The 12,619-nt window shown below is 56.1% G+C and carries 10 protein-coding genes; 9 read left to right on the forward strand and 1 reads right to left on the reverse strand.

What is annotated here, in order from left to right; genetic code table 11:
• The 9 genes from VAE57_RS13305 to VAE57_RS13345 form a co-directional block, all read left to right on the forward strand.
• The coding region (locus VAE57_RS13305) for a putative Ig domain-containing protein (RefSeq protein WP_416208456.1) at positions 1-513 on the forward strand (513 nt) is incomplete at its 5' end.
• 211 nt (positions 514-724) lie between these two features.
• Complete coding sequence (locus VAE57_RS13310) at positions 725-1,549, forward strand: hypothetical protein (RefSeq protein WP_322822358.1); 825 nt, start codon at positions 725-727, stop codon at positions 1,547-1,549.
• Positions 1,550-3,261: 1,712 nt separating this feature from the next.
• Complete coding sequence (locus VAE57_RS13315; protein WP_322822359.1) at positions 3,262-3,492, forward strand: hypothetical protein; 231 nt, start codon at positions 3,262-3,264, stop codon at positions 3,490-3,492.
• Between the two features lie 453 nt (positions 3,493-3,945).
• Positions 3,946-4,782 carry a GNAT family N-acetyltransferase gene (locus VAE57_RS13320; RefSeq protein ID WP_322822360.1) on the forward strand — a complete coding sequence of 279 codons (837 nt, stop codon included), beginning with the start codon at positions 3,946-3,948 and terminating at the stop codon, positions 4,780-4,782.
• A gap of 383 nt (positions 4,783-5,165) precedes the next feature.
• On the forward strand, positions 5,166-6,083 hold the full coding sequence (locus tag VAE57_RS13325) for a metal ABC transporter solute-binding protein, Zn/Mn family (RefSeq protein WP_322822361.1): 918 nt from the start codon (positions 5,166-5,168) through the stop codon (positions 6,081-6,083).
• Between the two features lie 13 nt (positions 6,084-6,096).
• On the forward strand, positions 6,097-6,873 hold the full coding sequence (locus VAE57_RS13330) for a metal ABC transporter ATP-binding protein (RefSeq protein WP_322822362.1): 777 nt from the start codon (positions 6,097-6,099) through the stop codon (positions 6,871-6,873).
• Between the two features lie 20 nt (positions 6,874-6,893).
• The gene (locus VAE57_RS13335) at positions 6,894-7,769 is read left to right on the forward strand and encodes a metal ABC transporter permease (protein WP_322822363.1); all 876 of its coding nucleotides are present in this window, start codon (positions 6,894-6,896) and stop codon (positions 7,767-7,769) included.
• A gap of 11 nt (positions 7,770-7,780) precedes the next feature.
• Entirely contained in the window at positions 7,781-8,884 is a 1,104-nt protein-coding gene (locus VAE57_RS13340) for a metal ABC transporter permease (protein ID WP_322822364.1), read from the forward strand.
• 894 nt (positions 8,885-9,778) lie between these two features.
• The gene (locus tag VAE57_RS13345) at positions 9,779-11,323 is read left to right on the forward strand and encodes a nicotinate phosphoribosyltransferase (RefSeq protein ID WP_322822365.1); all 1,545 of its coding nucleotides are present in this window, start codon (positions 9,779-9,781) and stop codon (positions 11,321-11,323) included.
• A gap of 931 nt (positions 11,324-12,254) precedes the next feature.
• Here the strand turns inward: VAE57_RS13345 and VAE57_RS13350 are convergent.
• The gene (locus VAE57_RS13350) at positions 12,255-12,554 is read right to left on the reverse strand and encodes a hypothetical protein (RefSeq protein WP_322822366.1); all 300 of its coding nucleotides are present in this window, start codon (positions 12,552-12,554) and stop codon (positions 12,255-12,257) included.
• Positions 12,555-12,619 lie beyond the last annotated feature (65 nt).

Raw genomic sequence — 12,619 nt, forward strand, 5'->3', positions numbered from 1 at the left:
ACGGCGAGCACGACGCCCAGCCCGTCGGCGACGGCGAGCACGACGCCCAGCCCATCGGCGACGGCGAGCACAACGCCCAGCCCGTCGGCGACGGTGAGTCCGGTACCAACGGTTACGGCGAGTCCGGTACCAACGGAGACACCCAGCCCGGTGCCGACGGAGACACCCAGCCCAGTGCCGACGGAGACACCCAGCCCGGTGCCAACATCCGGCGAAGCACCTCATCTTGAATTGAGTCTGCCGCCATCAATTGCGGTTGGCAGCGTGGTACAAACACAACTGAACGCATCTGGTGGTAGTGGCAGCTACGTCTACCAGAGCACTGGACAGCTTCCAACCGGTCTTGTACTGTTGGCAGATGGACGGCTGGAAGGCCAGGTGACGCAGGTCGGCACGTATACGTTCACTATCATCGTCACTGATAGCAATGGCCAGACCGCTAGCTATACCTACGAGATTGTGGTCGAGCCAATGCGCATCTTCGTCCCGGTGATTATGCGAGCAGCACCGTAGCGTAGGGCGTTGATGGATCGACGTACCCCTGCCAGCATCCGTTGATGGTACTGGCAGGGGGCTTTTTGTTATATCAGACCGGTTGACATATTCCGCAATATATGAGACATTCTTTCGCCTGCTACCAATCGCCAGATATCTTTACAAAAAAGAACATATGTGCTATCATTGCGCCATGATACCGTACGTGCAAGGAAGAGGAGCAAACATTATGATTGGGCGCAATCGAGTTCACGTTGTTACCGAAGCCATTACTCTCCAGTATGCAAATGGCAAAAGCATGGCTCGCCCGATTGGTGGCAAGCGTTTTACTCCTTACATCGGTTTCCATATTGAAGTCGGGCGCGACGATGAACTCGATGCCCGTTTAGGCATTACCGGTATTCCGCAAATCGAAATCAAGCATCAGCGGCAAGGCGGTGCTGAGATTGTGCGGCATTGGGCGTTGGGTGAAACCATCCTTTTCTTCCCTGTGACCAGCGGCCCGGTTGCGCAAACCGTTGCCGGCAGCCTTGGTCGCAATGCTGCTGCCACTGCTGCGGCGGGAATCGGTTTGCGCTGGGGAATCAATGATCGAAGCCGAATGGCGGTGCGCGGCTATCTTGACCTGTTGGTGCGGGTAGAGATGGTACGGCTGGTTCAGTTGTCAGTGCGCTCACGAATGAGCGATGTCTTGCTCAATGTCCTGCTCGATCACGGACGAGTGTGTGAAGCGGCTGATTACCTGATCGACCGATCCTCGCATCCCGATCTGGTTACATTTCACGAGCTGGCACTCCCGCTCGGTCCCGGTGAAGAAGAAGAGTGGGGGAAGGGCGAAACGACAACGGTGGTGCCATTCAAGAGTCTCCATCCGGTTCAGATTGATGGTGATTACATTCAGCGAATCTGGCGACCAGAGAGTGTTCATCAGGCTGCATTGCGCGATTGGACAGGTATTCAGGACTGGGCCAGCGAGTACGCTCTCCAAAATGACGAGCGTGGCAGTAGTGAACGGAATGAAGCGGTCGAGTCATCGCACGAGATAGGTCGCTGAAGATGACGGCCAGTGTGCAACGACATCAAACATGGCACGCGACTTAAGATATACCACTTCGCCACACCCGCGTATGGTCATGTGAACCGGCACGTGCATCGTCCGTAGGGACGGGTTCAGAAACCTGGTCTTGTCTGTCAATCAGGCTGGCAATATCATCATCGCCGGCATATACATCGTCCACAGGGGCGGGTTCTGAATACACTCCTACGGCACCCGCCCATCCGCAGCATGCAGGCGATCCCAACGGTCGTGGCGGAGGCGATGTTATAGTCATGGTTCACCGCGTATCCGATAACAGTAAGTGATTGCCCTTCAAGATTTGATATGCCGCACGCTTTTTGCTAAACGCCCTCACCCCCGGCTCCTCTCCCGCACTGCGGGAGAGGGGAGAGGTGAAGTAGACGTTGTGTTAGCGCATATATTCTGTCCGTCTCTGAATGCGCGGGAGAGGGAAGCGCCATAGTCTGAATTGGCCTTCCTGATGAGGTAGACGTTGTGTTAGCTCATTATTCTACCTGTATCTGAAGCACTGCAGGAGATTGCAAGCCTGTACCAGGGCATACTGATACACCAGACGATGTGTTGGCTTATCCAGGCTGTCCGTTCCTGAAGATGCAAGGGAGAAAGATGAGCAGAGGCATGCGCTGGGTCGTCCTGATGCAGTATATCATCTATATTGTCTGCACTTGAAGCCGGCATCGCATGCCAATGACCAACGACAGTATATCTTGCTACCAGTCTGCCGGTGTGGCAGCGAGGATGGCTGACGACCATCTCCAGTGCCATCACGCGCTGGGTTGGTTGCGTTGCATGCTTACCATGTGTGTGTTGCCTCGTCTGGAGTGCGGCAGCCACGCTGCCGCACCTGCTGTGCTTCGTGCCAGGGGCGTGTTACGCCGTGTATCCTGTCAGTCATGCGGATGCTGTGTGTGCTCGTCACGATCATTTAATGAGAACCCAAGTTGCTGCCTTTATCACCACAGAGGACGGAGGACACAGAGGATTGGCATAACCCACGTTGCTGCATCGTTCATACAGTTATGCTCCACGTTATAGTGCGCAGCGTCGTACCGTGCATTCTGGCAGTCAGCCTCATCGTGCGCAGCGTCGTACCGTGCATTCTGGCAGTCAGCCTCACGTGGCCCGCTCACAGTATAGGGAGCAACTTGGGTTTGAGATAGCTTCTCCCACCAGGGAAGTATGGCATTGTAATCTTCCTGATCTCCTGCACCTCTCCATTGACATTTCAGAGGACAGTGCATTGCCCTACTCCTCCTGATTTCCGTGCTTCGATGTCGGTGTCGCAGGTGTCGGCAATCTGGCGGTAGATGCTTGTGGTGGTATTGCTGCATCCAATGCCGGAAATGCACCTTCTTAATTCATCCCAGCCACTACACATCCCCGTCTACACCCGCCGATCCGCGCTCTGTTACTGATACGATCCTCACCTGTGCAGCGCAGGCGTAGGAATACTGATGGGTTGCAGATCGGCAAGAGTGATGATCGTCGATACACGTTCGTAATCGTCGCCTATGCGATCAGTGCCCGTCCACGTTCGCCCTCTCCACGGTGGTTATTCGTCGTAATTTGTGCAAAATATACAAATTAAAACCCTTGAAATTGTGCATATTGTACGATATGATGAAAGCGTAATCGGCGATGAAGCCGTCGCGACGAAGATAGTCTTGATAGATTAAAGGAGCACAACCATGCGCAACGGAACACTTGAGCAGCTCACTGTAGAAGAAGTCTTGCAGACATTTGGCCCTGAAGCTCGCGCCTTCTTGCGTGAGAATCGGATTGACCGCAGCAACCTGCGCTTTGCCGATGCCTGTGCCGCTGCCAGCGTCAATCCTGACGAGTTCTTCGCGCAGCTCGATGCCGGTATGCGTCGTCGTGCCGCTCGTGTCGCCCGGCACAGTGTTGCGGAGTATGCCTGACACCGGTCCTTGAATACACCTGATCTGACCGACGCCACGAGCGTCGGTTTTTTTATTGTCTTCGGATGCGAATAAGAAATGTTCGGGTCTGGTGTTGCCAGCAGCCGCCCTGTCGTACTCCATGCAGGCATTGGGCAATGTACGCGCACATGTCGTATGGCGTATGGCGTTGTGGTAGCGAGTCAGGCCGATAACGAGGGTAGTTTGTAAAGGGGAGATGGGTCCAGGCATGTGGGGCTACCGGCATGTCTCTGTTGGGCCGTTGCAATGCGAGAACACCAGTGCAACCCATCCGTGCTCAGGTGCCGCCCTACGGTGATATTTTGATAGTGGGTATGTCTGTGCTACTGCCAGATGTGGTATTACTCATCCACATTGCCACCCAATTTCAGGTTACAATATGATCGTTACCTTGCCGGAGACATAGCCGTCGAAAGGATAATCGACAGCCTTATGACACTCGACATTGCCATCATCCCTGCCGCCGATTGGCCGGCTCTCATTGAGCTGTTCGAGCGTTGCAATCGCGTTGATAACATTGAATTGCCGGTATACCTTGATGGCGATTGGACTCCGACGATGGCTGCGGCCCGGATCGGCGAGACGCTGGTTGGTGGCGCGGTGATGTATGGCTACTTCGCTATCGAAGCAGTGATTGCCGTTGACCCTGCCTGGCGCCAGCGCGGGTTTGGTCGCCAATTGATCGAACAGATTGAGCGCTGGGCACTTGCGCGTGGCGGCAACTGGATCGCATTGGCTGATGAAGCAGGGGCCTGTGTGGCTCCGTTTGTGGCTGCTCTCGGTCTCCATCGGCTGAATGTCGAAGTCGAGTTGCAGCTCGATCCGGCACAACTGCCGCCGCAACCCGAAGCGTCGAACGACTGGCAGGTACGTCTGGCTGAGAAAGACGATATTGCTACCCTAACCTCGATCATTGTCAGTGCGTTTGGTGATCCAGTTGAACAGGTGTCAGCCTTTGTGTCTGATCGGATTACTCATCCCCGCCATCGCTTTGTTATCGCTGAAATGGCCGGGCAACCAGTGGCGGCATTGCGGCTGTTGCGGGTCGAACAGACAATCATCATCACGACCTTTGGTGTACGTCGTGATCTCCAGGGGCGTGGATATGGAAAATTACTGCTCCTGACGACTCTGCATCGCTTGCGGGCAGCCGGTTATCACGACATCCGCATCGAGGTCGAAGAGCAGAATACCGCTGCCTATCATCTCTACCGTTCGTCTGGCTTTGTTCCCCGTCGTCGTCTCGGTCAGTATGGCAGACCCCGGTAGCCGGGTAGGTTTCAGTGGTATTACATCTGGTAAGATAAAATCCATCGTATACGCTCCACAAGGTATCCGCATAAGCGCCCATCAGCAATCTTCGTGATACGCACTGTCCGGCGCGAGTGACCAGTGCTTCCGCCCGATCCGCGAGCATCCACATAAACCCGCGTGCATCCGTGTCCCATCGGGAATACCCGTGGCTATGCACGGATTACCCCGCCGCTGCGGATGACGAGTACTTCTGCCAAATCCGCGAGCATCCGCTAAATCCGCGAGCATCCGCGTCCCAATTGCTGCATGGTATTGAGAGTCTCTTGCCCACCCTTGACAATCTATCTCGTATCTGGTAGATTTAGGTAAGGCTAAAAATTATTTTAGGATTGGTAGATATGCTTCTTCGTTTTTCCTTAATTACTATTTTACTACTCATCCTTACCGGCTGTACAGCACCGGTGGCCGATGGTCGTCTGCGAGTTGTGGCGACCACCGGCCCGATAGGCGATGCAGTACAGGCAATTGCCGGTGATCGGGTGACGCTCCACACGCTGCTTGGCCCCGGTATCGATCCCCATACCTACATTGCCACCGAGAGTGATCTGTTTGCCCTGCAAGAAGCACGTCTGATCTTCTACAACGGTCTCCATCTGGAAGCGAACCTTGCGCGGGTTTTTCAAGCTATTCAACACAGTGGAACGATCCCGGTCATTGCAGTTGCCGAAGCTGTGCCGGTAGAGATGCGTTTGCGCTGGGAAGGTGATGAGAAGGCGTATGATCCGCACGTCTGGCACGATCCGCAGCGCTGGCGCTATGCAGTCATTGCGATCCGTGATGCGTTGATTGATCTTGATCCAGCCGGTCGGGCAATCTATCAGCAACGCAGTGAGCAGTATCTCAGCGATTTGCAGATGCTTGACGCCGATCTGCGTGCGATGGCCGAACAGGTACCTCCTGAACGGCGGATTCTGGTGACGGCCCATGATGCGTTTAACTACTTTGGGCAGGCTTACGGTTTTCGGGTGGAGGCTGTGCAGGGTATCAGTACGGCCAGTGAAGCCAGTGCAGCGACTATCCGTGATCTCACGACGCTCGTGGTGACGGAACGCATCCCGGCGATCTTTGTCGAGACGAGCGTATCGCCGCGCACAATTGAAGCTGTCCAGAGTGCTGCCCGTGCAGCCGGTCACGAGGTGCAGGTCGGCGGTGAGTTGTATTCTGACTCGCTCGGTGATGCTGATGGCCCGGCAGGTACCTATTTCGGCATGATGCGCCACAATATGCAGACGATTGTGGCTGCGCTCATGCCCTAAAGCGGAGGTTGCAATGGAAGTTGCAGTTGACATCGAAGATATGACCGTTGCCTACGGTGATAAACCTGTATTGTGGGATGTTGATCTTCAGGTTCCCCGTGGTGTGTTGATGGCAATTGTCGGCCCCAATGGCGCCGGGAAGACGACGCTCCTCAAAGCCATGCTGGGACTGGTCAGGTCGGCAGCGGGAAGTGTGCGCATATTTGGTCGGCCATACCACCAGCAACGGCATCTGATCGCTTACGTACCGCAACGCAGCAGCGTCGATTGGGACTTTCCGACGACAGTGCTTGATGTGGTGTTGATGGGACGTTACGGACATCTCGGCTGGTTCCGTCGTCCGGGCCGGGCAGAGCGGGAAGCGGCGTTGGCTGCCCTTGCCCAGGTCCAGATGGCCGATTTCGCCCATCGCCAGATCGGCCAGCTTTCGGGTGGTCAACAGCAGCGTGTCTTCCTGGCCCGTGCACTGGCGCAGGCGGCTGAAATCTACGTGATGGACGAACCGTTTCAGGGTGTTGATGCCGTGACCGAGCGCGCCATCATCAACGTTTTACGCGACCTGCGCGCTGCCGGCAAGACGGTTGTCGTCGTGCACCACGATTTGCAGACCGTGACCGAGTATTTCGATCACGTTGCGCTCATTAACGTGCGGCGAATTGCTGCCGGCCCGGTTGCAGAGGTCTTTACCGAGGCGAATCTGCGGGCAACGTATGGTGGTCGTCTTGCGCTGTTGCATACACCCACCGACACGGTACCTGCTGCCCGGCCAACCCCGGCACCAGGCGATTAATCACTGTTATCGGAGCGACTATGGAACTGTTTACCGACTACACGTTCCGCAATGTCACGCTGGGGGCAATGCTGATCGGCGCGATCAGTGGTTTCCTCGGTAGCTTTGCGGTTCTGCGCCGGCAGGCATTGCTCGGCGATGCAATGTCACACGCTGCGTTGCCCGGCATTGCGCTTGCCTTTCTGATCACCGGTCAGCGCGATCCATTCTCTCTCCTCATCGGCGCTGCCGTCGCTGGGCTGGTGGCAGCACTCTGGTTGCTAGCGGTCGTGCGCACTACGCGCATAAAAGATGATGCTGCACTGGCCCTGACCCTGGCTGTGTTTTTCGGGTTCGGCTTGGTCTTGCTCTCGTATCTACAACGGCAACCTCACGCTGCCCAGGCCGGATTGAAGAGTTTTCTCTTCGGGCAGGCAGCGGCATTGATCGAGCGCGATCTCTGGGCCATGCTGGCTATCGGTTTACCTGCACTTGTCCTGGTACTGATCTTCTGGCCCCAGGTGAAGCTGATCAGTTTCGACCCCGATTTTGCCCGTAGCCTCGGCGTGCCGGTGCGGTGGTTTGAAATCCTGCTGACCGGGATCATCGTTGTGGCAATCGTGATTGGTCTGCAAACGGTTGGGGTTGTGCTTATGAGTGCAATGCTGATCGCGCCTGCCGTGGCCGCCCGTCAGTGGACAAATCGGCTCGAATATATGGTCGTGCTGGCTGCCGGTTTTGGAGCACTGGCTTCTCTCATCGGGGCGTGGATCAGCACCCTGGGCGAAGGGCTGGCCACTGGCCCGCTGATTGTACTCGTGATGAGTCTGTTCACCATGCTCTCTCTACTGCTGGCTCCTGAACGTGGCCTGATCTGGCGTCACATACGTCGCCAACGAGTGCTTGCCCTTGATTGAAGAGGTAGCGCATGAGTCCTCAACTTGAAGTGCAATTGATTGCGGTGATCATTGCGGCTGCCTGTACGCTTCCCGGTGTCTTTCTGGTCTTACGCCGGATGGCGATGCTCAGCGATGCCATCAGCCATACCGTGTTACTCGGCATCGTGCTGGCGTATCTGATCAGCGGCAATCTCTCCTCACCGCTTCTGTTTGCCGGTGCGGTTGCGATTGGCGTACTGACCGTATGGCTGGTGGAGCTGATGAGTGGTAGTCGGCTGATGCATGAAGATGCAGCGATTGGTCTGGTCTTTCCCGCGCTGTTCAGCCTGGCGGTTCTGCTTATCTCGCGCTTTGCTGGCAATGTCCATCTCGATACCGATAGTGTCTTGCTCGGTGAGCTGGCCTTTGCCCCCTTCGACCGGATCGAACTCTTTGGATTAAGCCTGCCCCGTGCCCTGGTGGTAGGTAGTGGGACGCTAGTGCTCAATCTCATCTTGCTTTTGCTCTTTTACAAAGAGCTAAAACTGGCAACGTTCGATCCGGCGCTGGCGACCACACTCGGTTTCTCGCCGGCTCTGATTCATTATGGGCTGATGACAAGCGTCTCGCTGACCGCCGTAACTGCATTTGATGCCGTTGGTTCGATTCTGGTAATTGCATTGATGGTGGCACCGCCAGCTACGGCATATCTGCTCACCGACCGCTTGCTGCGCATGGTCATGCTCAGTGTAGCGATTGGGATTGCGTCAGCACTCAGTGGTTACTGGCTGGCCCGCTGGTTTGATGTCTCGATTGCCGGCACCATGGCGACCATGACTGGTATCGCCTTTCTACTGGCGTTCCTGTTTGCTCCACGGCGGGGAATTGTGGCCCAAATTCGCCAACAGCAGATCAATCGGGAACGGTTTGCGCTTCAGATGTTGACGCTCCATCTGCTCAATCACGAAGGAACCCAGGATGCCGGCGTTGAATGCCATCCGCGCCATCTGATCGAAGAGCTGCGCTGGCCGGCGGCCTTTGCTGGCGCAATTGTGCGGCAGGCTGAGCAACATGGGCTGGTACAGCGCCGCGGTGACATGCTCGTCTTGACCGAACAGGGTCGGCTGTTTGCCGGTGAAGCGAGTGTGGGGTAGTGGTGCATTGCTGTTACCTGCCATCCGATCATCATCCTGGCACCGCACCTGAGCGGTGTCCCATCGCGGGCCAGTGCTGCGCTGGCCCCGGGAAGCGCCTGCCTCCGGCGCGCACCGATGCTACCATTGATCGCTACCCACTATGCGCTACGTCAGAAATATCCCTTTTCACCCAGCCATCCTCGTGGTGTCGCGTGTTTGGAGGACAGAAGCCATACGTCCGTATCAGTCGTGCTGCACGCCGGGTGATATGACCTGATTGTCAGGCAAAAACTTGATCTGCGCCTTCTAGCACTTATTTCAACTCAAGTTGCTACTTTTGTCACCACAGAGACACAGAGGCCAGGTATAACCTGGATTGATACGGTGAAGCGTGACAAAGTTCGTCCATGAGAACTGGCGGCTCCTCATATACGCCCCAAGGTGTTTCGTGTAACGTCGTGCTGCTCCTGGTAGTCAGCCGCCGTGGCCTGCTCGTAGTATAGGAGCAACTTGGGTTATTTCATAAAAGCTGTACGGTCGTGCTACCCGACCACTGCTAACCAGCGATAGCATATCCTGCTCCCAGCCTGCCGGTATGGAAGCGAGGATGGCTGATAACCATTGCCAGTGCTATCACTTGTCCGCCTGGCATACACGTGTCGCAGCCTTTGGAGTGCGGCAGCCGTGCTCACGATCTGGCTGGCGCGTGGCGCGTCGTTGACCCGGCTGATTACGAGGATGGTGTGTGCTCGTCACGATCATGGAGTCGGTCGACAATGAAAGAGATACTCCCTGTGTAGATGTTTTTTGGAATAGGTTCTAGCACGCTCACCCGCTATCCTCACAACTATTGACAGCTCTGCCCTGCGCTGGTATATTAGTGTATAATTTACACTATACAGCGAGGCTTGTATGAACAACGTCCAACAGCGTACTGCTACCGGCATCCTCTTCACCGATCAGTATCAATTGACGATGGCCCAGCTCTATTTTCGGATGGGCCTTCACGAACGCATGGCGCAATTCGATCATTTCTTCCGCCAGCCACCCAATTACGGTTTGCACGCTGCCGGGTATTGCATTGCCGCCGGTCTGGAATGGCTCCTCGACTGGATGGAGACGGCATGTTTCGGCCCTGCCGAGCTTGAAGTATTGCGCAACCAGCGGAATCGGGCCGGTAACCCGATCTTCGCCGAAGATTTTCTAACCTACCTGAGTCGGCATGGCCATTTCGGTGGGATGACGCTATGGGCCGTACCGGAGGGTCGAGTGGTGCATGCCCAGGCGCCGATGACGATTGTGCGCGGGCCGTTGCTCATGGCGCAGATTCTGGAAACAGCGCTGCTCAATCATCTCAATTACCAGACACTGGTTGCTACCAAAGCCAGCCGTATTCGCGAGGCGAGTGGTGCCAGTACGGTGCTGGAATTCGGCCTGCGTCGCGGTCAGGGGATGGGCGCCAATGCCGGTACCCGTGCCGCGCTGATCGGTGGCGCCGATTTTACCTCGAATGTCGGTCTGGCCCATACCGTCGGCCAGACCGCCAAAGGAACGCACGCCCATGCTATGGTGCAGGCATTTCTGGCTCTCGGCATGAGTGAACTTGACGCCTTCCGCGCCTACGCCGAGGTTTATCCCGACGATTGTCTGTTACTGGTCGATACGATTGACACGCTGAACAGCGGTCTACCCAATGCAATTCGCGTCTTTGAAGAGTTGCGGGCGAAAGGCCACAAACCGGTTGGTGTGCGTCTTGATTCGGGTGATCTGGCGTATCTGGCAATTCAAACGGCCTTGATGCTTGATCGGGCCGGGTTTCCCGATACCGTTATTGTGCTTTCCAATGACCTCGATGAACTGGTGATCTGGCAGATTCAAAGCCAGATCGTTCAGGAAGCGCCACGCTACAATGCCGATGCCGATGCGATTATTCGCCGTCTGGTGTACGGTATTGGCACGCGACTGGTGACCTCTCATGGTGAAGGAGCGTTGGGTGGTGTCTACAAGCTAGTGGCGTTGCACGATGGACGCGAATGGCAGCCCGCAATCAAGATCGCCGAAAGTGCAGCCAAACTGACCAATCCCGGCCTGAAGCGAGTTTGGCGATTGTACGATAGTCGGGGCAAGGCCACCGCCGACCTGATTGCACTTGAGAACGAAGACCCGACCCAGGAAGAACTGATTCGGCTACGCCACCCCAGCGATCACGCCCGTCAGCGGGTGGTTGTTCGTGACGAGTTGACCGGGATTGAGCCGTTGCTTGAGCCGGCAATGGTGGCAGGCCGGCGCCTGATCGAGCCACAACCAATCGAGCAGATGCGGGCGCGGCGGTACGCCGATGTTGAACGGCTCGATCTTGGGGTGCGGCGCATTATGAATCCGCATGTGTATCACGTCTCGCTCAGCCAACGGCTATGGGACATGAAACAAGAGTTGCTCAACCGCTTTCATATGTAGCGCCGGTTGTGAGGATTGACGTGAAGGTGATGCGAAAATACTAGAACTTATTTCTAAAAACTGTGCTGCCGTGCTCCGAGTCTGCCGCACAGCTCCTTGCACGCTTGCCAGCCCCAATGACAGTATCTTGCTTCCAGTCTGTCTGCGGGGCAGCGAGGAGGTCTGCCGACCATCTCCGGTGCCATCACGCGCTGGATTGGTGGCCTTACCCGCTTGCCATCTGCGTGTCGCAGCGTTTGGAGTGCGGCAGCCATGCTGCCGCACTAGCCGTGCTCATGATCCGGCGCGTGGTACGCCGTTGATCCTACTGATCACGGGGAGGCCGGGTGTGCTCGTCACAATCATAGGGTCTGTCAGGAATGAAAAAGATAACTTCCAGGAGATGTTTTTTGAAATGGGTTCTAATCGTGTGGAAGTATAGTGTTTGTCCTGCTATCTGATCAGAGCGATAAGGCAGACTCTTCACTTCGCACATAGATTACTGATACGAATGTTGTTATGATAGAGATTCTACGCTGGTAGATAGCATTCATAACCCAAGTTGCAACCGTATGTCACCACAGAGGCACGGAGGACACAAAGGATGGGTATAACCCGAGTTGTCAGCTTGAGGCGTACGTGACGGAGTGCGTCTATAGGGACTGGCTGCTACCCACATCATTCATACAGATACCTTGCACGATGGTGCACCATCGTGCTGGTCATCCTGGCAGTCAGCCTCACGTGGCCTGCGCTCAGAATAGGTGGCAACTTGGGTATTCATCACACACCGGCCAACGATGACCCTGACCTGCGTAGGGGCGACGCATGCGTCGCCCCTACGACCCGACGGGCACACCTGGAAACGCTTCAGCACCAGAATTACACCTGCAAGATTTGATATGATGTAAGCGAAAATCGCTACTGGTAATCTGCTCCTGGTGTGCTATACTTACAGATGGCGCCGACGTATGACGGGCCGTCGCTGGGTTTGACCCCAGAGGAACTTCCCGACTCCCCGCCCACCATCGTGTGGAAGGTCGCCCCGCGAAACAGTAAGCGGGGGCACCGGTGGAGTAATCTGCCGGTGACGCAAGACGGCAACAGAGAACAGTCCCGCCGGATTTCCGGTAAGGGGTGAAACGGTCGGGTAAGAGCCGACCGGCGTCGGCAGTAATGCCGGCGGCCAGGCGACTGCGCCGACTGAGGGGGAGCAAGGTGCGTGGGGCGGGCCAAGGGTGGGAGAATACATTGCTGACGTTCGTCGAACCACCCCGTTCGCTCGCATCGCCGCCACGACGACAATCCGGGTAACGC

This window comes from Chloroflexus sp., assembly GCF_034434295.1.
Lineage (GTDB): Bacteria > Chloroflexota > Chloroflexia > Chloroflexales > Chloroflexaceae > Chloroflexus.